At 68.3% G+C, this 19,890-nt stretch carries 19 protein-coding genes and 1 pseudogene; 10 read left to right on the forward strand and 10 right to left on the reverse strand.

Annotation, left to right across the window (positions count from 1 at the left end; translation table 11 throughout):
• Positions 1–35: 35 nt before the first annotated feature.
• Positions 36–893 (forward strand): SDR family oxidoreductase, encoded by an 858-nt coding sequence (locus REH65_RS26315; RefSeq protein WP_406689541.1) that lies wholly within the window; start codon positions 36–38, stop codon positions 891–893.
• A gap of 15 nt (positions 894–908) precedes the next feature.
• On the opposite strand, the gene REH65_RS26320 is transcribed toward REH65_RS26315, so the two are convergent.
• On the reverse strand, positions 909–1,394 hold the full coding sequence (locus REH65_RS26320) for a DUF4188 domain-containing protein (RefSeq protein ID WP_406689542.1): 486 nt from the start codon (positions 1,392–1,394) through the stop codon (positions 909–911).
• Between the two features lie 67 nt (positions 1,395–1,461).
• Between REH65_RS26320 and REH65_RS26325 the strand changes: the two genes are divergently transcribed.
• Positions 1,462–2,049: a TetR/AcrR family transcriptional regulator gene (locus REH65_RS26325; protein WP_406689543.1), complete on the forward strand. Its 588-nt coding sequence runs from the start codon at positions 1,462–1,464 to the stop codon at positions 2,047–2,049.
• Here REH65_RS26325 and REH65_RS26330 read toward each other — a convergent pair.
• The 3 genes from REH65_RS26330 to REH65_RS26340 all read right to left on the reverse strand — a co-directional run bounded on the left by REH65_RS26330 (position 2,015) and on the right by REH65_RS26340 (position 3,482).
• Positions 2,015–2,497 carry a dihydrofolate reductase family protein gene (locus REH65_RS26330; protein WP_406689544.1) on the reverse strand — a complete coding sequence of 161 codons (483 nt, stop codon included), beginning with the start codon at positions 2,495–2,497 and terminating at the stop codon, positions 2,015–2,017. The two genes, REH65_RS26325 and REH65_RS26330, sit on opposite strands and share 35 nt — an antisense overlap.
• Before the next feature lie 94 nt (positions 2,498–2,591).
• A complete protein-coding gene (locus REH65_RS26335) occupies positions 2,592–2,981 on the reverse strand; it encodes a DUF6157 family protein (protein WP_406689545.1) in 390 nt (129 codons plus the stop codon).
• Between the two features lie 42 nt (positions 2,982–3,023).
• Positions 3,024–3,482: a DUF6194 family protein gene (locus REH65_RS26340; RefSeq protein WP_406689546.1), complete on the reverse strand. Its 459-nt coding sequence runs from the start codon at positions 3,480–3,482 to the stop codon at positions 3,024–3,026.
• Between the two features lie 52 nt (positions 3,483–3,534).
• Between REH65_RS26340 and REH65_RS26345 the strand changes: the two genes are divergently transcribed.
• Positions 3,535–4,236, forward strand: a complete 702-nt coding sequence (locus REH65_RS26345) for a MerR family transcriptional regulator (protein ID WP_406689547.1) — start codon at positions 3,535–3,537, stop codon at positions 4,234–4,236.
• A gap of 16 nt (positions 4,237–4,252) precedes the next feature.
• Here the strand turns inward: REH65_RS26345 and REH65_RS26350 are convergent, their stop codons facing one another.
• Complete coding sequence (locus REH65_RS26350; protein ID WP_281453842.1) at positions 4,253–4,471, reverse strand: hypothetical protein; 219 nt, start codon at positions 4,469–4,471, stop codon at positions 4,253–4,255.
• 119 nt (positions 4,472–4,590) lie between these two features.
• Complete coding sequence (locus tag REH65_RS26355) at positions 4,591–5,256, reverse strand: TetR/AcrR family transcriptional regulator (RefSeq protein ID WP_406689548.1); 666 nt, start codon at positions 5,254–5,256, stop codon at positions 4,591–4,593.
• 127 nt (positions 5,257–5,383) lie between these two features.
• Here REH65_RS26355 and REH65_RS26360 point away from each other — a divergent pair, with 127 nt between their 5' ends.
• From REH65_RS26360 to REH65_RS26380, 5 genes and pseudogenes are all read left to right on the forward strand, one after another.
• A complete protein-coding gene (locus REH65_RS26360) occupies positions 5,384–6,607 on the forward strand; it encodes an oxygenase MpaB family protein (protein WP_406689549.1) in 1,224 nt (407 codons plus the stop codon).
• Positions 6,608–6,621: 14 nt separating this feature from the next.
• Positions 6,622–7,857, forward strand: coding sequence for an oxygenase MpaB family protein (locus tag REH65_RS26365; protein ID WP_406689550.1), 1,236 nt, complete (start codon positions 6,622–6,624; stop codon positions 7,855–7,857).
• 4 nt (positions 7,858–7,861) lie between these two features.
• A pseudogene (locus tag REH65_RS26370) lies at positions 7,862–10,137 on the forward strand (molybdopterin cofactor-binding domain-containing protein).
• 10 nt (positions 10,138–10,147) lie between these two features.
• Positions 10,148–10,621 carry a (2Fe-2S)-binding protein gene (locus tag REH65_RS26375; RefSeq protein WP_406689551.1) on the forward strand — a complete coding sequence of 158 codons (474 nt, stop codon included), beginning with the start codon at positions 10,148–10,150 and terminating at the stop codon, positions 10,619–10,621.
• A 68-nt stretch (positions 10,622–10,689) separates the two neighbouring features.
• The gene (locus REH65_RS26380) at positions 10,690–11,841 is read left to right on the forward strand and encodes a beta-ketoacyl synthase N-terminal-like domain-containing protein (RefSeq protein WP_406689552.1); all 1,152 of its coding nucleotides are present in this window, start codon (positions 10,690–10,692) and stop codon (positions 11,839–11,841) included.
• A gap of 233 nt (positions 11,842–12,074) precedes the next feature.
• Here the strand turns inward: REH65_RS26380 and REH65_RS26385 are convergent, their stop codons facing one another.
• Positions 12,075–13,103, reverse strand: coding sequence for an iron-siderophore ABC transporter substrate-binding protein (locus REH65_RS26385; RefSeq protein WP_406689553.1), 1,029 nt, complete (start codon positions 13,101–13,103; stop codon positions 12,075–12,077).
• Positions 13,104–13,434: 331 nt separating this feature from the next.
• On the opposite strand from REH65_RS26385, the gene REH65_RS26390 reads away from it, so the two are divergent.
• Positions 13,435–13,593: a hypothetical protein gene (locus REH65_RS26390; protein WP_406689554.1), complete on the forward strand. Its 159-nt coding sequence runs from the start codon at positions 13,435–13,437 to the stop codon at positions 13,591–13,593.
• Between the two features lie 247 nt (positions 13,594–13,840).
• Here REH65_RS26390 and REH65_RS26395 read toward each other — a convergent pair whose 3' ends face one another.
• Complete coding sequence (locus REH65_RS26395; protein ID WP_406689555.1) at positions 13,841–14,890, reverse strand: helix-turn-helix domain-containing protein; 1,050 nt, start codon at positions 14,888–14,890, stop codon at positions 13,841–13,843.
• A gap of 45 nt (positions 14,891–14,935) precedes the next feature.
• Here REH65_RS26395 and REH65_RS26400 point away from each other — a divergent pair, with 45 nt between their 5' ends.
• On the forward strand, positions 14,936–16,168 hold the full coding sequence (locus REH65_RS26400; RefSeq protein WP_406689556.1) for an Rv2578c family radical SAM protein: 1,233 nt from the start codon (positions 14,936–14,938) through the stop codon (positions 16,166–16,168).
• A 146-nt stretch (positions 16,169–16,314) separates the two neighbouring features.
• On the opposite strand, the gene REH65_RS26405 is transcribed toward REH65_RS26400, so the two are convergent.
• Entirely contained in the window at positions 16,315–17,172 is an 858-nt protein-coding gene (locus REH65_RS26405; protein WP_406689557.1) for a helix-turn-helix domain-containing protein, read from the reverse strand.
• Positions 17,173–17,870: 698 nt separating this feature from the next.
• Entirely contained in the window at positions 17,871–18,836 is a 966-nt protein-coding gene (locus REH65_RS26410; protein ID WP_132678405.1) for a PDR/VanB family oxidoreductase, read from the reverse strand.
• Between the last annotated feature and the right edge of the window lie 1,054 nt (positions 18,837–19,890).

Here is a 19,890-nt window from a genome sequence, read left to right on the forward strand (position 1 = left end):
CGAAGCGGTTCGCACACGACTGGAGGGTGGAGAGCATGAGCATCGTCGTCACCGGGGCCACCGGGAACCTGGGTTCGCTGGTGGTGGAGGGCCTGCTGCGCAAGGTTCCCGCGGACGAGGTCGCGGTGGTGGTTCGGGATGCGTCCAAGGCCGCCGCGCTGGCGGCGCGCGGCGTCGAGCTGCGCATCGCCGACTACGACACGCCCGACACCTTCAGCGAGGCGTTCAACGACGGCGACGTCGTCCTGCTGATCTCCAGCCCCGACGCCGGCAGGCGGATCCCGCAGCACCGCGCGGTGATCGACGCGGCGAAGGAAACGGGCGTGGCAAGGATCGTCTACACCGGCGTGCTCGGTGGCCCGAACGCCGACTTCGTCCTCGCCGACGACCACAAGGCCACCGAGCAGGCCATCCTCGACTCGGGCCTGACCTGGACGTTCCTGCGCAACGGCTGGTACAGCGAGAACTACACCGGCCAGATCCCGACCCAGCTGGAGCACGGCGTCGTCGGCAGCGCGGGCGACGGCAAGGTCGGTTCGGCGACCCGCCAGGACTACGCGGAGGCCGCGATCGCGGTGCTGACCGAGTCCGGTCACGACAACCGCAGCTACGAGCTCAGCGGCGACCAGGCCTGGACGCTGTCCGAGTACGCCGCCGAGCTCTCCCGCCAGTCCGGCAAGACCGTCACCTACAGCGACGTCCCGCCGGAGACCCTCAAGGGCATCCTCACCGGTGCCGGTGTTCCGGACGGCTTCGCCGACATCCTGGTCGACGTGGACGTCTCGGCCATCGCCAAGGGGCTCCTCCAGGGCGGGACGGGCGATCTCGCACGCCTGATCGGCCGTCCCACCACGCCCATCGCCGACACCATCGCGGCGGCCCTGAGGGGATGAAGCTGCGGGGTCGAGTCAGTCGGCCGAGGCGCCGAGCCGCTGCTTCGCACCGGCCGTGCGCCGGGACACGCGGACCTTCTCGGTCGCCTCGGCCAGCCCGAACGCGGGCATGTTCACGTACACGGTCTCGGCGTTGCCGGGCTTGACCACGTAGGTCTCGTGCCAGATGCCGACCGAGCCGGACTTGGCCAGCCGCTGGTAGAAGCGGCGCCAGGCCGGCCGGTGCGGCCCCTCGTCGTCACTCGCGAAGCGCAGCAGGTCCTCGACGCCGCGCCAGTAGCCGACCTGCATGGTCGTGCGCCCGAACCAGTTGCGCGCCTTGATCATCCCGCATTCCGGGTGCTTGGCGAGGTAGGCGAGCATCCCGCCCATCGCGGCGAACATCCACAGCCACTGGTCGATCCGCCAGGGCTTGTTGATGCGCATGCCGATCAGGAACAGCACCACGCCGTCGTGGTCGTCCAGGTTCGCGGTCCATCGTCCTTGGTCGATCGTTGCCATCGTGCGCTCCCTCTCGCGCCGAGTTTGCGAACACTGTTATGAAACACCGTTACGGTATGATGGGCAAGTGCCCCGACCGAGAACTCACGACGAGAAGCTGCGCGACCGACTGCTGGAGGAAGCCGGCCGACGGGTGGCGGAGGAGGGGCCGACGTCGCTGTCGCTGCGCCGCCTGGCCGCCGACGCGGGCACCTCGACCTCGGCGGTGTACTCGCTGTTCGGCGGCAAGTCGGAGCTGATCCGCGCGGTGTTCCTGGAGGCGTCGCGGCGCTTCGGCGAGCGGCTGGCGACGGTGGAGACCAGCGACGACCCGGCGGACGACCTGCGCAGGCTGGGCCTGGCCTACCGCGAGTTCGCGGTGGCCAACCCGAATCTCTACGCGGTGCTGTTCTCCCGCCCCATGCCCGATTTCGAGCCGGACGAGGACGCCAAGCGCGAGTCCCTGGGCAACTTCACGCCGCTGGCGGAGATGGTCGGCACCGCGATCGAGAAGGGCGTCGTCGAAGGCGAACCCGGCACGGTCGCGATGGGCCTGTGGGCCATCGTCCACGGCCTGGTCACCCTCGAACTCCAGGGCAACCTCCCCGAGGGGCTCGACCCCGCTGCTCAGTACGAAGAGGTCATGATGCGGACCCTGCGGGGCTGGCTGGCCTGACCCGGTAGCGCTCGTAGACCACACCGGTGTCGAAGCTCCGGGTCTCGGCCAGGTCGAGCCCGAGGGGGACCGGGGGCAGGAACGGCGTTCCGCCGCCGAGGGCGATGGGGTAGCGGAACGCTCGCAGGTCCTCGACCAGGCCCTGCTCCACGGCTTGCGCTGCCAGGGTCGCGCCGCCGATCGCGATGTCCTCCTCCGTCGACGCCGCCAGCGCGGAGACCTCGTCGGCGAGCGGTCGCTCGGCCAGCCGGGCGTTGCCCTCGACGCGGTCGAGCGTGCGGCTGAAGACGACCTTGGGCAGGGCGCACCAGACCTCGGCGAAAGCGGTGGTGAGCTCGTCCGAGCGCATCGCGGGGTCGGTCTCCCAGACCAGCATGGCCTCGTGAACCCGGCGGCCGCACAGGAATCCGCCGAGCTCGCGGGTCCGATCGAGGTGGAACCGGAACACCTCCTCCTCGGCGCGCTCCAGGTGAGATCCCCGGCCGGGTCGTTGATGAACCCGTCGACCGACACCGTCATCGAGTAGACCAGCACGGCTCCTCCTATCGTCGTGAGCGCATGGCGGTGACGTGGGTGAGGGACGGGTCGTCGGCGAGTTCGCGGTACCGCGGCGATCCGGCCGGCACGAGGGCGATGCGGCCGCGGGAGTCGCTGTGCACGCCCCAGCCGTAGCGCTTGGTCAGCGGCGAGGCGCGCAGGCACGGCTGGCCCTTCGCGAAGAACTCCTCGCGGCTCAGGCCCTTCCGCCGACCTTGCGACTCGTAGACCACGTCGTCGGAGGTGTGCCGGTACGGCGCGTCGACGAGCATGTCGAACTGGACGCGCGCCACCGAGGGCGACGCCCGCAACGGCGGCTCCTCCGCCTGCGCCACCGGGCAGTCGGCAGCCACCTCGATGAACGTGTCGGTGTAGTTCGTCGTGTGCGCACCCATGCCGGAAATGTACGACCGCACCCGACACCGGCCCGCCGTCGGTCAGGACCGGCGCGCCCACCGCCCCCGGGCGTCGTCGTGCGCCTGCCGCAGCAGGCGGATCGCGAGGGCGCGCGTGCGGACGCCGGGATTGGTGATCGACACCCAGCCCATCGCCCGGTACAGCGGATGCCCGAAGACGACGTCGGTCGCGGTGAGGTCGGTCTCCGCCGGTTCACCACGCGGATCCTCCCCGGTGAGTTCGGTGAAGACCGCCCTGCCCAGGTGGACGTTCAACCGCCGCCGATCGGGATCGTCGAGGTCGCACCGGTCGTCGCCCGGGTAGTTCTTGGTGATGACCGTGGCGTAGGGCTGTTCGCGCCAGGGCACGGCGCCGTCCGGCGCGTAGTAGAAGAAGTGGTCGCCCCAGGCGATCTCGGGGAACTCCCCGCCTTCAGCGGGCGCCAGTTCGAGCACGCCGTCGAACCCGCGCACGGCCTCCAGGATCTGGTCCATACTCATGGTTCAAGCATGAGGTTGAAGCGCCGGTGGAGGGTTCGTGGCGGGTTCACCGATGAGCACGCGCGTCGTCGCGGAGGCGTCCGGGTATTCCGTCCAGCAGGTGCGCGACCTGGAGCAGCGGGGAGTTCTGCCGCCCGCGGCGCGGCGCGACAACGGGTACCGGTCGTTCTCCGAAGCGCACGTGCGGGCGCTGCGCGCCTACCGCCACCTCGCGTTCGCGGTGGGGCCGGTGGAAGCCCGGCGGGTGATGCGGGAACTGCGCGCGCTGCCGCTCGCGGAAGGTGCCGCGCTCATCGCGTCCGCGCACGCCGGGCTGAACCGGGAGCGGGAGCGGGCTCTGGCCGCCCGCAGAGGCCTGGAATCCGTTCGGGCGGAGGAGGAGTCCGACGTCGAGCCCGTCGACGCGGATCGCATGACGATCACCCAGCTCTCGCACGCGGTGGGCGTGCGGCCCTCCGCCCTGCGGTTCTGGGAAGCCGAAGGGCTCGTCGCGCCCGAGCGGATCGTCACGCGCGCAGGCACGGCCCGCAGCTACGGGCTCGTGGCCATCCGGGAAGCGCGGATCGTCGCCGCCCTCCGCGAGGGCGGCTACCGCGTCCCGGAGGTCCGCGAGGCGATCACGGCGATGCGGGAGCTGGGCGACGTGAGCCGATCGCTGGCCGCGCTCGACGCCCGGTTGGAGGCCGTCGCGCGCCGGACGATCGCGCTGCTGCGAGCGGGAGCGCTGCTGGTCGAGATCGTCGAACCGGGGTGACGGCGTCCCGGCGAGGTCACTCCTCGCCGGTCATGGCGATGGTGATCTCGTGGTCGGTGGGGTGGGTGCGGGTGGTGCCGTCGTCGCAGGTGATCGTGATCGTGCCGTCCGGGTTGGGGGTGACGGCGGTGATCGCGCGGGTCTCGTTGGCGGGGCGGGGGCCGATCCAGAGGTCGCCCGCGGTGAGCTCGCCGCACGTGATCTTCCGCCGCGGCGTGGTGTTGGTGGCGCGCACGCGTGTTCCTTCCTGCCCCATCCCGGTTCGGACCGTTCGGGTTCGGACTGTCCGGGTGTCGTGCGCACATCATCCTGCACGTCCGAAAGGCGTTGGCGGTCAACCCCGTCCGGGGTTGATCAGGCGGGTGGTTCGAGCATGGGCAGCAGGAAGCGGCGGGCGATGTCGCGGAGCTGCTGCTCGTCGTCGAGGTCGATGAGCTCGCTCGGGGTGAGCAGGAACGACGTCGACATGCGCACCATCATCTCCGCGACCAGGTCCACGTCGACCTCGGCGGCGACGTGCCCGGTGCGCTGCTCGATGCGCAGGCGCCCCGCCAGGAAGCGGCTGACCGTGGCCATCGTGCGGCCGCCGTCGCTGATCATCGACGGCACCACCACGTCCGGCTCGACCTCCATCAGGCCGCCGATCAGCGGGTTGCCGCGGATCGTGCGCAGCGAGCTGGCGAAGCCCAGCTCCAGCCGCTCGGCCAGGGTCTTGGCCTGCCGGATGTCGCGCAGGAACTGGTCGAAGTAGCGGCGGAACTCGCGCCGGACCACGTGCTCGACCAGCGTGTCCTTGTTGGCGAACCGGCGGTAGACGGTGATCCGCGAGACGCCGGCGCGCTTGGCGACGTCGTCCATCGTGGACCGCCGGATGCCGGTCCGGCAGAACTGCTCGTAGGCGCCGTCGAGCACGCGCGCGGTGGCCTCGTCGTTGTCGTCGACCTGGTCGAGCGCGTCGGAGAACGCGCGCTCCAGCAGCGTTCTCGCGTTCTCGGACGCCAGCGGTGGTGCGGGATCCACGAATCGCCTCTTTCGTCCTGGGGGTCTGGTGTTTCGTCCTCACCTGTGCTGTCCTTGAAACAAGGAAGCACAACGCGTATCAGAGTATCAACCCCGCTTGCTCGTCGCTCAAGGAGGAGTGCACGGCATGGACGAACTCAGCAGGCGCAAGGCATTGCTCTCCGGTGGGGCCCTCAGCGCGCTCGGTGCGCTGGGATTCACGGCACCCGCTCATGCGCGCAAGGCGTGGACCTGGTCGGCGCAGGGATCGGTGGCCGGCAGCGGCGCGGGCGTCGACCCGCGCTGGATGTGGGACGAGGAAGCCGATCCCGTGGTCAAGGGGCTCCTCGAACGCGGCGAGGTGCCCAGGGTCAACGAGATCCTGAGCACCTGGACCAAGAACGGTCAGCCGCTGCCCGACGGACTCCCCAACGACCTGCGCGACTTCATCGAGCACGCTCGGCAGGTCCCGGCGTGGACCGACTTCGACAAGCTCGGCCAGGCCTACGACTTCAACGAGCGCCGCGGCCTCTACCTCGGCGTTCTCTACGGCATGGCCAGCGGCATGATGAGCACGGTCATCCCGAAGGAGGCGCGGGCGGTCTACCACTCCTACGGCGGCGCGAACATGAAGGACCGCATCGCCAAGACCGCCAAGCTCGGCTACGACATCGGCACCCACAACTCCTACTCCCCGGACGGCGAGATGGCCGTCACCTGCGTGAAAACCCGCCTGACGCACGCGGGTGTGCGCCACCTGCTGCCGCAGTCGCCGCACTGGAACGCCGCGGCGCCGGAGGACGTCCCGATCAGCCAGGCCGACATCATGGTCACCTGGCACAGCCTGGCCACCACGGTCCGGCAGAAGCTCACCGAGTGGGAAGTGCCGGTGGCGCCGGAGGATTCCGAGGCGTACCTGCACTCGTGGCAGGTCACCGGGCACATGCTCGGCGTCAGCGACGAGTACATCCCGGCGTCCTGGGAGGAGGCCAACAACCAGGCCGCCCAGGTGCTCACCCCGATCCTCGCTCCCACGCCGGAGGGCGTGAACCTCGCCGACATCCTGCTGGACCTGGGCGCCCCGATCGACGGCGCGCTGCTGAGCAGGCCCGTGCTGGGGGCCTTCACTCGCTACACCCTCGGCGACCAGATCGCCGACTGGCTGTCGATCCCGCGCGAACCGGTGTGGTCGCCGCTGCTGGAGACGCTCTGGCGGCCGTTCATCATCGCGCGCGAAACCGGCCTGAACTTCCCCGGGTCGCAGGAGACCTACTTCCTGTTCGACGAGTTCCTGCGCAAAGCGGTGCTGATCTACCTGAACGACGGGAAGCCGATCAACATCGAGATCCCCACGACCAACCGCCCGTCCTGAAGCAGAGGAAGAACATGGTGGAGATGAGCAGGCGCCGGGCGCTGATCTCGGGCGGGGCGCTGGGGGCGCTGGGCGCGCTCGTGGCGGCCTCGCCCGCCCAGGCCCGGTCGCTGATCGGCTGGAACTGGTCGCCGAGCGGATCGGTCGCCGGTTACGGCGCCGGCGCCGACCCGCACTGGGTGTGGGACGCCGAAGCCGACCGGTTGCTGGCCTCGCTGTACGAGCGAGGGCTGATACCGCAGGTCAACGACCTGCTGTGGAACTGGGAGCGCAACGACCAGCCGCTGCCCGACGGACTCCCGGCCGACCTGCGGGACTTCATGGAGCAGGCGCGGCAGCTGCCGTCCTGGGCCGATCCCGAGAAGCTGGCGCTGGCCGAGGAGTTCAACAAGAGCCGCGGCCTGTACCTGAACCTGTGCAACGGGCCGGGCGGCGGGATCCTGGCGACCGCGATCCCCCGGGAAGCCCAGTCGGTCTACTACTCGGCCGGGGGCGCGGACATGGAGGACCGGGTCGCCAAGACCAGCCTCTTCGGCTTCGCCGTCGGCGCGCTCAACGCCTACCGGCCCGAGGGCACGTGCGTCGTCGAGTGCGTCAAGACCCGGCTCGTGCACGCCGCCGTGCGGCACCTGCTGCCGCAGTCGTCGCACTGGCAGGAGGCCACCGAGGAGAAGGAGATCCCGATCAGCCAGGAGGACATGCTCGTCACCTGGCACACGCTGCCGACCTTCGCGATGCGCAAGATGCGCGAGTGGGAGGTCCCGATGACCGACGACCAGGCCGAGGCCTACCTGCACGTCTGGCAGGTCACCGCGCACGTGCTCGGCATCGCCGACGAGTACATCCCGGCCACCTGGGACGCCGCGTTCGCGCAATCGGACGAGGTCCTGGCCCGCAACATGGGACCGACGCCGGAGGGCGTGAAGCTCACCGACGTGCTGCTGGGGCAGCTGGCCGAGCAGACCAGCCCGGCCAGCATCAGCCGCCCGCTGTGCAACGCGCTGGCCCGCTACCTCGTCGGCGAGCGGGTGGCCGAGTGGGGCGGCATCCAGCAGGAACCGGTGTGGGACAAGGTGATCCCCGAGGCCTGGCCGCTGCTGGTGAAGTTCCGCGAGGGGCTCGTCCCGCTGCCCGCGGTGCCCGAGGTCGCCTGGACGATCGACGAGGCGCTGCGGCAGTACATCCTGCTCTACCTCACCAAGGGGCAGGAGACCAAGATCGTGATCCCGACTCGCAACCGACCGGAGTGACCAGGTGCCCGAAACCGTTGGCAGACGGCGATTCCTGGGATACGTCCTCGCCGCCCCAACCCTGGTGACCGCAGCGGAGTTCGGCCTGGCCACCCCGGCATCCGCCGGGCCGAACTCCCTGCCCTCACCGGAGACCACCGAGATCGTCGATCTCAACGACCTGATGACCGCCGCGGCCCTGCCGACGTCGAACCTGATCTCGGTCGAGGTCGGTCGCGACGGCGTGGTGTCGCTGGCCCTGCCGCGCGCCGAGGTGGGGCAGGGCATCACCACGTCGACCGCGATGCTCATCGCCGAGGAGGTGGGGGTGCCGGTCGAGCGGGTGCGCGTGACGCTCGCCGACGCGCGGCCGGAGCTGCTGTTCAACCAGCTCACCGGCGGTTCCAACACCACGATCGCGACCTACCTGCCGGTCCGGGTCGCCGCGGCGCTCGCCCGGCAGCGGCTGCTGGCCGCCGCCTCCGCCGAGTTCGGCGTTCCTGTAGGCGACGTCGCCCTCGTCGGCGGTGTCGCGTCCGCCGGAGGGAGGCGGGTCGACATCGGTTCGCTCGCGGCGCGGGCGGCGAGCGCGAGCACCGAGCCCGCGGCGGTGGAGCTGCGCTCCCGCGAGTCGTTCACCGTCATCGGCGAACCGCACGGCCGCGTCGACGCGCTCGACGCGGTGACCGGGCGCAAGACCTTCGCGCTGGACCTGGAGGTGCCCGACGCGCTGCCGACGATGGTGTGCCGCCCGCCGACGATCAACGGCGAGGTCGGCGCGGTGGCCAACCTCGACGAGGTCCGGGGGATGCCGGGCGTCACCGACGTCGCCGCGATCTCGACCGGTGTCGCGGTCCGGGCGCGGACCTTCGGCCAGTGCATCGACGCGGTGCGCGCGCTGCGGGTGTCGTGGAAACCCGGTACGGCGGAGGGGAAATCCGACGAGACCGTGCTCGACGAGCTGCGCGCGGCCGAACTCCCGCTCGGGCCCCGGCCACCGGGGCGGACCGTGGAGGCCGAGTTCACCTTCGCGTTCCGCAGCAACAGCGCGCTGGAACCCAACTGCGCGGTCGCCGACGTGCGCGAGGGCAGCGCCGAGATCTGGTCCGCGCTAAAGTCGCCGATCGTGGCGCAGCAGACCATCGCGTCCCTGCTCGGCCTGCCGCAGAGAGCGGTGACCGTGCACGTCACCGAGGGCGGCGGGTCGTTCGGGCGCAAGCTGTTCTTCGACGCCGCTCTGGAGGCCGCGGAGGCGTCGAAGGCGTTCGGCAAGCCGGTGAAGCTGATGTGGCACCGCGCCGACGACTCCCGCCAGGGGCGCACGCACCCGATGGCGACCTCGCGGGTCCGCGCCACCCACGCGGGCGGGGCGGTGCTGAGCTACGACCAGCGGCACACCAGCGTCTCCACGGATCTCGGCCACGGGCTCGGCGAGATCATCACGGCGTTCGCCGCGCAGATCCCGGTGGGCGACATCGGTTTCGCGGAGACGTTCTTCCAGCTGTCGCAGACCATGTCCTACGACTTCGGCGCGAGCACCCGGCTGCTGTCGGAGACCGACAAGGGCTTCAACACCGGCAGCATGCGCAACGTCTACTCACCGGACATGACCTGCGCGCGGGAGCTCGTCGTGGACCGGCTCGCGGCCGAGACGGGGAGGGACGCCTACGAGTTCCGGCGCGACTTCCTGCGCGACGACCGCTCGCGAGCGGTGCTGGAGGAGGTCGCCGAGGTCGGGGAGTGGGGCCGGTCGATGCCCGCGGGAACGGCGCAGGGCATCGCCTTCCACGCCGAGTACAAGTCGGTGAGCGCCTGCCTGGTCGAGATCGATTGCCGTCCGGCGACGGTGAACCGGCCGATCCGGGAGGGCGTGACGGGCCCGCGCGTGACGAAGGCGGTGTTCGCCGTGGACGTCGGGCTCGCGGTGAACCCGCGCGGGCTGGAGGCGCAGATGATGGGCGGCATCTCCGACGGCATCGCCCTCGCGCTGACCTCCAGCCTGCACCTGCGCGACGGGCACTTCCTGGAAGCCAGCTGGGACAACTACTTCTACACGCGGCAGTGGAACACCCCGCCGCAGGTGCAGATCATCGTCCTGCCGGGCACGGGTGACGAGCCGGGGGGGCCGGTGAACTGGGTGTGGCGGGATCGATGGCGGCCGTGGCCTGCGCCTACGGCAGGGCCACCGGCAGCATGCCGACCAGTTTCCCGATCAACCACGGCACGCTGTCGTTCGAACCGAAACCGACCGTCCCGCCCGTTCCGCAATCGCCGACCGATGGTCGCGATCACGCCTGGTGAGGAGCTTTCCGTGCCCGAGCACACCTTCCGCGTCAACGGGGAGCAGGTCACCGTCGACGTCGCCGACGACGTTCGCCTGCTGTGGGTCCTGCGGGACGTCCTGGGCATCACGGGGCCGAAGTACGGCTGCGGCATCAACGTCTGCAAGGCCTGCACCAGCCACCTCAACGGCGAAGCCGTGAACCCGTGCGCGATCCCGGTGGGGGAGCTGAGCCCGACCGACGAGGTCACCACGATCGAGGGCCTCCCGGCCACGGTCGGCGAGGACCTGCACCCGATGCAGCGCGCGTGGCTGCGGCACGACGTCGCGCAGTGCGGCTACTGCCAGCCGGGCCAGATCATGGCCGCGGTCGCCCTGGTCCGGAAGGTCTCGGCCGAGGGCCGCGCCATCACCGACGACGATCTGGACGGACTCCGCAACATCTGCCGCTGCGGCACCTACCCGCGCATCCGGGAGGCCATCAGCTCGGTCTCCCGGACGTAGCGGAACACCTCGCCGTCACGACGGTCCGCGTGGAAGCGCAAAACGTCGTGAACTGCGAGGTGAGACGAATGGTGTCCGGTTTAGGAATTCGCGGGCTCGGGGCTGTGACCGGCTACGGATGGGGAGTCGAACCGCTCTGGGAGGGGCTGCTCAGCGGCAAGCACGCGGCGAGCCTCCTCGACGGTTACGGCGAGGGCCGCGACCGGCCGGCGTGGGTCGCCGCGGTCCTGCCCGGCGGGGACGACTCGGACGGGCCGAGCCGGTTCGGGCGGGCGATGCGCGGCGCCGCCCGCGAGGCGATCGCCGACGCCCGCGCCCGGGGCTGGCGGGAAGGGCGCCGCGTGGGCCTGCTGCACGCGGTGGTGCTCGGCGAAGTGGACCTGTGGAAGGACTTCTACCTGCAGCGCGGGGGAGACGTCAGCAAGCGCGACTACCTGCGGCTGATGCCGTCGACGCCGATGTCGTTGCTGATGCAGGAGTTCGACTTCCACGGCCCGGCGATGAACGTCTCCGCGATGTGCTCGTCGGGCAACGCGGGCCTGATCACGGCGAAGGCCTGGCTGGACGCGGGCATCGTCGACGACGTCGTCTTCGTGGCCACGGACGTGTCGGCGACGCCGGAGAACGTGCTGCACTTCGAGCGCCTCGGCGTCGCCTTCACCTCGTCCGAACCTCCCGAGGTGTGCCGGCCCTTCCAGGAGGGCAGCAGCGGTTTCGCGATGGGCGAGGCGTCGGTGGCGATGGTCCTGTCCCACAGCGGCGGGGTCCCGTACCTGAACGTCCTCGGCGGCGCGATGTCCCACGACGCCCACCACGTGACCTCGATCGACCCGGACCTGACCGACATCACCCGCTGCTTCGAGGAAGCACTCGACAACGCGGGCGTCTCCCGCTCGGACCTGCGCTACCTCAACGCCCACGGTCCCGGCACGGCCCAGTGCGACCGGGCCGAATCGGAGATCTTCAACGCCCTGTTCCCACCGGAAGCCGAGCTCTACTCGGTCAAACCCCTCGTCGGTCACTGCCAGGGCGCGGCCTCAGCGGTGGAACTCGCCGCCACGGCCTTGGCCCACGACCGAGGCACCCTCCCAGCACCTCCGAAGGTGTCCGCGGGCCACCCACGCCTCCTCGACGGCCCCGCACCCCTGTCCCCGGGCCTCACCGTCAAGTCCTCCCTCGGCATGGGAGGCCACAACTCGGTGGTGGTCCTGGCACCGTGATCCCCCCGGTGAGAACGCCCACCCCAACCGGGGCGGGCGTTCTCACCGCCCAAAACCCGCGTTCCGCCCGTCCGGCGGAGGGCTGAACTCCTGGAGCAGGACGGTTTTTCCTCGAATCACCCGTGATCGAAGTGCGTTTTGTCCGGTCAATTCGAGGAAAAACCGTCCCCTGGCGAGCCTCCCGCTCACAGCGACCTCGGTCGTCACCCGGTGGGACGGCGCACTTCTCATGATCATGGTGTTGCGGCTGCTTTTTCGAGACCGGGGCGGAGCTTGTCGAGGGCCCACGGGATGCCGAGCACCGAGGGGAAGCGGAGCTGGGTGATCGTCTGCATGTCCGGGGTCACGTAGGCGCCGTGGTTGACGGCGGGGATGCGGCGCACCAGCGGGTTCGCTTCGAAGCCCTGCTGGGCCACCTGGTTCGGGAAGGCGGTGACGACCAGGTCGGCGTCGAGCTTGTCCAGCCGCTCGGCGCCGAGCTTCCCGGTCGGGCTCCCGCTGACCTGCTCGGCACCCGCCACCGACGGGGAGAGCTTCATGCCGAGCTGCTCGATCTGCTTGACGGCGAAGTCCTCCGGGGTGACCAGCGTGAACACCTCGTTCGGCGACGACGCGAGCGACAGCGTGAACGTCTTGCCCGCGAGCCCGGGGTGGCGGTGGCGGACCTCGGCGATCTTGCCCTCGGTGTCGGCGACGAGCCGGTCGGCTTCGGTCTTCTTGCCCAGCGCGGTGCCGACGACCCGCACGTGCTCCTGCCAGGTCTGCTTGCCCCACTCGGTCTGGTAGCCGACGGTCGGCGCGATCTTCGCCAGGTCCGGGTACTCCTGCTCCAAGCCGAAGTCGCCGGTGGCCAGGATCAGGTCCGGCTGCGCCTGGACGACCTTCTCCAGGTCCACGCCCGACGGCGAGCTGATGACCTGCGTCTTGGCCGGGTCCATGCGCCCGGCCAGCCACGGGTAGCGGGCGTCGGGGGTGGACTGGTCCTTGGAGAAGAACGCGACGGGAGTGACGCCGAGGGCCAGCGTCGCGTCCAGGTCGTCGGTCGAGGTCCCGACGATCACGACCCGCTTCGGGGGAGCGGGGATCGAGGTCGAGCCGAACTTGTGGCTGATGGTGACCGGGTAGCCGGCGCCTGCGGCCCCAGGCGGGTTCGGAGCGTCGTCCGCCGGTCCGCACGCCGTGATCCCGATTCCGAGCGCCAGGGCCAGACAACCGCTCACGAGCGCGCGGAGTCCGCTCTGCGCGCGTTTCGAGAGAGACATGGCCGCCACCTCCGAGATGCCGTCAACGAGCCCGAGACAGCAAAACAAGGTAAGCCTTACCTCAAAACAGACGAATGGAGCAATGGTGATGGGCTGAACGGATCAGCATGAGCGGAACATTTCGGGCCGCTTCCCTCGTCTGTTCGCCGGTCGCCCTCGTGGAACACCGATCGTGTGACCGGGCAGGCGACGACTCGACAAGTTGTCGAATCTGTGTTCGAATCGGGTTATGCGTTGGGAAGAGCAGCGGGTTGATGCTGGTCGGGCGGGGGAGTTGCCGCTCGGTCTGCCGGATCCCGTGCGGCGTGGGAGCGGTCGGGCCGGGTTGAAGTTGCCCGAGCCCGTGCCGATCGAGGCCGGGACCGATGACGCGTTCGCGATCGAGGTCCGAGCGAAGTCGATCATCAACCGGGTGCCCGGGGAAGCGCAGGTGCCGTTCCAGTGGACGGTGAACCCGTACCGCGGCTGCACGCACGCCTGTCAATACTGACGCCAACTACCCAGGAACGGGGCGTCTTGGATCACGCGGTGGGAAGGTCGGCGCGTGGTGCCTCCGACCGGAAGTTAACCAGTGTTCCGGAAGCCGCCGTTCACTGGGTCGACCGTCGTCTGTGGGTCTTGTCGTGCCATCGCGTGGAGCATGGTCAGGCCTCGTCGCTGCGCACCCAGATCGAGGTGCGCAGCGACGAGGATGGTTCTTGGTCTGGTGAGCCAAGAATGTGTCGCTGAATAGATCGCTAGTGTGTCTCGTCGGTTGGGGATAGCGATTCTGCTGCCCGGTTGAGTGCTTCGGCGGTGCGTTCGTCCTTTTCTTTCTGGGGCAGTCTGACGAAGGCCAGTTCCGACTCGCACCGCTCCCGCAGGTCGTCTCGGTCGAACCAGCGCAATGGATGGCGATGGTCGGCCGGGTCGTAGATGCCTTGTCCGAAGACTTCCATGATCTCCAGGTCGTACCGCCGGTAGTCGTGGCTGTCGTAGGAGCGCAGGAGGTTTCCTGCCATGCGGTCCATCCACTCTTCCCGTGTCGCTCGGTCGTCGCCAGGATCTTCGATATCGGGGTCATAGCCGAACACATCGTCAGCGCTACGTAGTCCCGGAAAGATCTCGAATACGTCGCTGAGCTGAGGTGGCTCGGAGTTCAGGATGACCAGCCATAGTGCGTAATCGTCGGCGAGGCATTGTGGCTTGGGTACACGGCCTTTGTTGAGTTCGCGGCCGATCCGCATAATGCGCTCGCCCATGCGGACAAACCAGTGGTTGCTGACCTGGGTGAGCGCGAGTTCAGGCAGATCGCTCAGCAAGTGGACATCGCGGATAGTGGCTTCGCCCTTGAGGAATGCCGCGAACTCGAAGCTGAACGAATTGTCCAGGTGAAGCCTGCCATCGACAGTCGGTGCGAAATCGGAGAAGTCGACGGTGCTGGCCAGTGACATGGCATCGGCAGGGGTTAGCGGGTCTCCAGTGAACGAACTGTTGAAGAGTCGCACAATGTCGACGGTTTGCCGGTCAACGAAGGTTGGTCCGTCTGCTTCGTTGGTCGCTTGTCCGTCCGTAGATTCGGTGTCGCGCAGACGCCGCAGCCTCGCGACGGTGAGTTTTAGTGCTCGGGCGAATCCTTGCAGATTGTCGGATCGAAACCCGTCCAGAGCGCTAGCGTCACCCGCCGTGCTTTCAAAGCGTCGCCAGGTCGCCACAGAGACATCGGCGCGTCGTGCGGCCTCCTGTTGGGTGAGGTTCAGCTCGGCGCGACGCAGCTTGATGGCGTTCGACTCCTTCTTGTTACCCACGATCCCCCTTGAGTGCTAGATGAGCGCTAACTAGCATAGCACTCATTGAGCGCTATCTACTGGAGCTCGCTGGCTTTTGTCCGCCGGTCGATCGGGCGGGGCGGCGTGACGGTCCTGCCGGCGCTGGGCGGCAGCGATCTCGAGGCGGTGTCGACCGGATGGCTTAACCAACTCGACAGCGGATCGAAATTGTGTTCGAATCGGGTTATGCGTTGGGAAGAGCAGCGGGTTGATGCCGGCCGGGTGGGTGAGTTGCCGCTCGGTCTGCCGGAGCCCGTGCGTGGGAGCGGTCGGGCCGGACTGCGGTTGCCGGAGCCGGTGCCGATCGAGGCCGGGACTGAAGACGCCTTCGCGATCGAGATCGAGGCGAAGTCGATCATCAACCGGGTGCAGGGGGAGTCTCGGATGCCGTTCGGGTGGACGGTCAATCCGTACAGGGGCTGTACCCATTCCTGTATTTATTGCTATGCGCGCGCAACGCACACGTACTTGGACCTGGATTCGGGGCGCGACTTCGACAGCAAGATCGTGGTGAAGGTCAACGCTCCGGCACTGTTGCGCAAGGAGTTGGCGAGTCCGCGCTGGGTGGGCGAGCCGATCGCGATGGGCACCAACACCGACCCCTATCAGCGGGCGGAGGGGCGGTACGGGTTGATGCCGGAGATCATCGCTGCGTTGCGGGATCGGGCGAACCCGTTCTCGATCTTGACCAAGGGCACGCTGATCCTTCGGGACCTGGAGCTTATCGCCCAGGCCGCCGAGGTGGCGCCGGTGTCGGTGGCGGTCTCAGTGGGGTCGGTCGACGAGGTGCTGTGGCGGGAGGTGGAGCCGGGAACACCGTCGCCGCTACGGCGGCTGGATGTGGTGCGCCGGTTCGCGAAGGTGGGTGTCGGGTGTTCGGTCATGATGGCGCCGATCCTGCCCGGGCTCAGCGATTCACCTGAGCAGATCGACGCGACGGTGGCCGCGGTCGCGGAGGCGGGCGCGGTGAGTGTGTCGCCGATCGTGCTGCACCTGCGCTCTGGCGCACGCGAGTGGTTCCACCGGTGGCTGAGCACTCGGCGGTCGGACCTGCTGCCGCTCTATGAACGCCTGTACCGCAACGGCGCCTACACACCGAAGTCCTACCAGAGACAGGTCGTTGATCTGGTGGAGCAGGCGAAGCGTCGGCATGGCCTGGCGCCACCGCAACGGCAGCGGAATTTCCGGATCCAGCAGCATGATCCACCGCAGTCTGACGCGGACCGGGACCGGGAACGCCAGCTCACGCTGCTCTAGCGGAGCGGATGCTCTGTGGGCACGAAACACCCGCCGACGTGATGCCTGTCCGGCGCAGAGACTTACGACAGAAACACTTCTAAAATGTCCTTCTCACTTGGGCTGTCGTTGAGGCGATGCTTTCCCCGGACCTTGGCGAGGTGTCATCAGCCCGTGCTCGGGTGCAGGGCGATTCGGTGTTCGTGCGGCGCCGACCACTCCTTCAGGATCGCGCTATGTTCGGTCGGCCAGTGGCAGACGATCGCGTTGAGCGGGGCGTTGAGCTGGTGCCCCAGCCGGATCATGAACCGGCCAGCCTGATGTGCGTCGAACGGCCCGAGCTGTGCGTGGAACAGCACGACGCCCCGGTGCGAGATGGCTTGCAGAACGTTGACGTCGCCGAAGTGATTGCGAAAGCCGTTCATGAGATTGCGCTTGTGTGCGCTGTGACCGGGAGGTGGTGTGTGCGGCCTGATCCAGATGATCCACGCGACCTTGCCTTCTGGGACCCACCACTGGGGCTCAGCGTTCGTCGCTCGCCACTGGGGCAACACCGTGGCTATGCGTGTGCGCATCATGTCCTTGAGGAGCGCTTCGTCGATCAGACCCCAGCGCGCGAGGTACTGACCGACAGTCGCGGGACTGAGAAGCACTTGGAACTCGCGGTGGACGAGGTCGGAAACCGCCTGTCTGCTCCACAGCTGAGCTCGGAGGCCGTGTGAATCCGGCGTGCCCCGGGTGATGGCGCGGATCGTCCACTCCTGCTGCCGCGTCGACAACGCGAGCTGCTCGCCTGGACGTCGTCCCCGCGTTCTCGCTCTGAACGAGTCCTCGCCGCTGCGCCGGAAGGCGCGCACCCACGCGCCGACGGTCTTGCGGGACACGCCGAGCAGGCGCGCGACGTCGGATTGCGATGCCCCCGACTCGACCGCGGCGACGGCGCGACGACGTATCTCCTCCAGCGCTTCGGGGGAGAGTTTGCGAGCGTCCCGTGTCATCATCTTCAGGCCTTCAGCATTGGTCATTCGATACATCCCAGCTACTCGTCGTTCGGGGACTCGCCGACGATGGCCCTTGGCGAGATAACGTCGTTTCTGGCGCTCTTGTGTGAGCACTGTGGACGATGACTAGGGTTGGCTGCGGGTCGCGGACCGCTTCCCGGTCGCTGCGCACTGGCGAAAACCCGGTGCCGGTGAAATTACCCGATCGGTTGCTCTCGGCTGAACGGCTACGCTGTAAATTGTCCGTCAGCTCCGAGTCAAATGCGGTGGCTGATCGATGTGATGCGCTGTCACCTGAATCAGAGAAAAGTGTCTCCCGTCAGCATCCCGCATTATGCGCGTTGCTGCGGAAAAAGCACAGGCCTGAGGCCAGTGACGTCGTCGGGCAAGGTGGAGTCGGGTGGCACACATTTGCCATCACCTGATGTTCGGAGACTCCGGGCGGTCGGCGTTGCGCCAGAGGTGGCGGTATGTGCCCGAGCTGCGGAAACGAGGTCCTAGAGAATCCGTTCGCCGATGTGGCGATGCGGTTAACAGGATCCGGCGGACACGCTGTCCGCGGGCGTGTCCACCGGATCCCGTGAAAGCCCGGTCCGCACTCCAGGCCTTTTCCACGGTACTGATTCATCGTCCGGTTTCCTGTGCGTGAGCTGTGAAGATGCCCGAAAAACGCTGAGCCCCCACGCCAGACGGGCGGCGTGGGGGCTCAGCAGGTGATCCGGCTACAGGTCGAGCACGAGTCGTTCCCCGCACGTGCGCGAAACGCAGATCATCATCGTCTGGTTCGCTGCGCGTTCGGTTTCGGTGAGCAGCGAGTCGCGATGGTCCGGGATGCCCTCGAGCACGGGAGTTTCGCAGGTGCCGCAGATGCCCTCCTGGCATGACGACAGCACCGGCACACCCGCGTTCTCGGCGACCTCGAGAATTGAGCGGTCTTCGGGCACGTTGAGCGTGAGTCGCGAACGCGCGAGCTCGACCTCGAAACCACTGGTCGGCGCATCGACCTTCTTGGCTGTGAACCGCTCGAGGTGCAGCGTGGCGCGGGTTCGCGACGAGAAGCGGTTCTCCACGTCCGCGAGCAGAGACTCCGGGCCACAGCAGTAGACCGCGGTTCTGCGGCACATTCCCCGGAGCAGGGCGTCGAGGTCGAGACGGCCGGTCTCGTCCTGCGGGCTCAGGCTGACCCTCGATCCGTAGCGGGCGACGAGCTCATCGGCGAATGCCATCGTGTCGCGGGACCTTCCGCCGTAGGCGAGTCGCCAGTCGGTCCCCGCCCGGTCGACGGCGTCGATCATCGGCAAGATCGGCGTGATACCGATGCCGCCGGCCAGGAACAGGTACTTCTTGGCCCTCACCAGCGGGAAGTGGTTGCGGGGGCCGCGAATCCGCAGCAGGTCGCCCTCGGCGAGTTCGCGGTGGACGTAGTCGGACCCGCCTCGGCCGTCCGGTTCACGCAGCACCGCGACCTGCAGCATCGAGCGGTCGGCGGGGTCACCGCACAGCGAGTACTGGCGCACCAGGTCGTCGCGCAGCACGAGCTCGATGTGGGCGCCGGGTTCCCATTCCGGCACGATGCCGCCATCGGGATGGCGCAAGGTCAGCCGCACGACACCGGCGGCGAGGACGTCTTTGCGGTCGAGCTGGACCTTGAGCTCCACCTCGGTTCTGGACAGGGCGCCCGTCGTCATCAATGCCTCCTCAGTGAGATACCGCGTTCCGCGCACGACCTGTGGGTGGTGCGGAATGATTCGCGGTTTCCCGGATTCGAATGCCGCCACGGTTGGCGCGCGGATCGGCGTCGATGACGCCGCGCGAATGAGTGGTGTCGGAATGGCCGGCCAGGTCATCGTGACACGGAGACAACGTTCTGACCAGCAGCGTTCGGCGTCTCGTGGCCTTCCTTTGCGCTTCGCGTTCACCTGTCCGAAATACGCGCGTGCCAGGTGTTCCCGCAGTTCAGCGGCCTCGCGGGCGAGTGACGGCGTGCGAGGTCGTTCCTGAGTGAAAGCGGGTGTGCGGCGAAAATGGTTCCACGCTTCGCGATGGGTGAATTGACGGGCGTTTCCGCAAAAGGCGTCGTTGTCGTGCCTTCCGGTCCGATGTGGATGATCGTTTCGGTTGTCACAATTCTGCGTGGCGTTCGGGTCCGGAATGTTGATGGGGCGGCCGGTTTCACCTGCCCGGAAATCACATTGCCAACATGAATTCATGCGACGATGACGGGTGTGAAACGCCGGGGACACACGTCGCGCGAGGTGTTCCAGCGTTCACCAAGTGGCGGCGATCCGCGGCGTGCAGCGATCTGGCCCGCGCCGGGAGCCGAAGCGCTCATCCATAACGGGACGATGTGACGACCGGTCGCGCGTGGCGTTGCGATCGGGTGAGAAACCGCGCCGTGCAGCGAGACGGAGTGTTTTCACGACGGGTTTCGCCGCCACCGCCGGGCCTGGCGCGCGAGAAATAGGTTCCACCCGGCGAGCCGGGGTCAGCGGCGGGGAGCGCCGGGTTGTGAACTATTTGCCGGAGACCGCGTTCGCCGTGGTCCGTCCGGAACCTCGTCCACAATCGCCGATTTGTCGAGAAAATGGCTGGTCAGGGGGACGTCTCGGGTGAGGAAACGAGCGCGAAACACGCGTCGATGATCGCTGTCGTTGTGATCTGGGCACCGCCCGGGGGACGTGCCACCATTGCTCGTCCGCGCTGAGCTCCCAGGCTCGCACCGGCGCATGTGGATTTGCTGAG

This window comes from Saccharopolyspora sp. ID03-671 (assembly GCF_045278815.1).
Taxonomy (GTDB): domain Bacteria; phylum Actinomycetota; class Actinomycetes; order Mycobacteriales; family Pseudonocardiaceae; genus Saccharopolyspora; species Saccharopolyspora ipomoeae.

What these genes read in the sequence shown, in the direction of transcription:
- REH65_RS26315 (WP_406689541.1), top strand. Translation starts at nt 36, where the DNA reads ATGAGCATCGTCGTCACCGGGGCCACCGGGAACCTGGGTTCGCTGGTG.
- REH65_RS26320 (WP_406689542.1), bottom strand. Translation starts at nt 1,394, where the DNA reads ATGGCAACGATCGACCAAGGACGATGGACCGCGAACCTGGACGACCAC.
- REH65_RS26335 (WP_406689545.1), bottom strand. Translation starts at nt 2,981, where the DNA reads ATGGGTGCGCACACGACGAACTACACCGACACGTTCATCGAGGTGGCT.
- REH65_RS26340 (WP_406689546.1), bottom strand. Translation starts at nt 3,482, where the DNA reads ATGAGTATGGACCAGATCCTGGAGGCCGTGCGCGGGTTCGACGGCGTG.
- REH65_RS26345 (WP_406689547.1), top strand. Translation starts at nt 3,535, where the DNA reads ATGAGCACGCGCGTCGTCGCGGAGGCGTCCGGGTATTCCGTCCAGCAG.
- REH65_RS26360 (WP_406689549.1), top strand. Translation starts at nt 5,384, where the DNA reads ATGGACGAACTCAGCAGGCGCAAGGCATTGCTCTCCGGTGGGGCCCTC.
- REH65_RS26365 (WP_406689550.1), top strand. Translation starts at nt 6,622, where the DNA reads ATGGTGGAGATGAGCAGGCGCCGGGCGCTGATCTCGGGCGGGGCGCTG.
- REH65_RS26380 (WP_406689552.1), top strand. Translation starts at nt 10,690, where the DNA reads ATGGTGTCCGGTTTAGGAATTCGCGGGCTCGGGGCTGTGACCGGCTAC.
- REH65_RS26385 (WP_406689553.1), bottom strand. Translation starts at nt 13,103, where the DNA reads ATGTCTCTCTCGAAACGCGCGCAGAGCGGACTCCGCGCGCTCGTGAGC.
- REH65_RS26405 (WP_406689557.1), bottom strand. Translation starts at nt 17,172, where the DNA reads ATGACCAATGCTGAAGGCCTGAAGATGATGACACGGGACGCTCGCAAA.
- REH65_RS26410 (WP_132678405.1), bottom strand. Translation starts at nt 18,836, where the DNA reads ATGACGACGGGCGCCCTGTCCAGAACCGAGGTGGAGCTCAAGGTCCAG.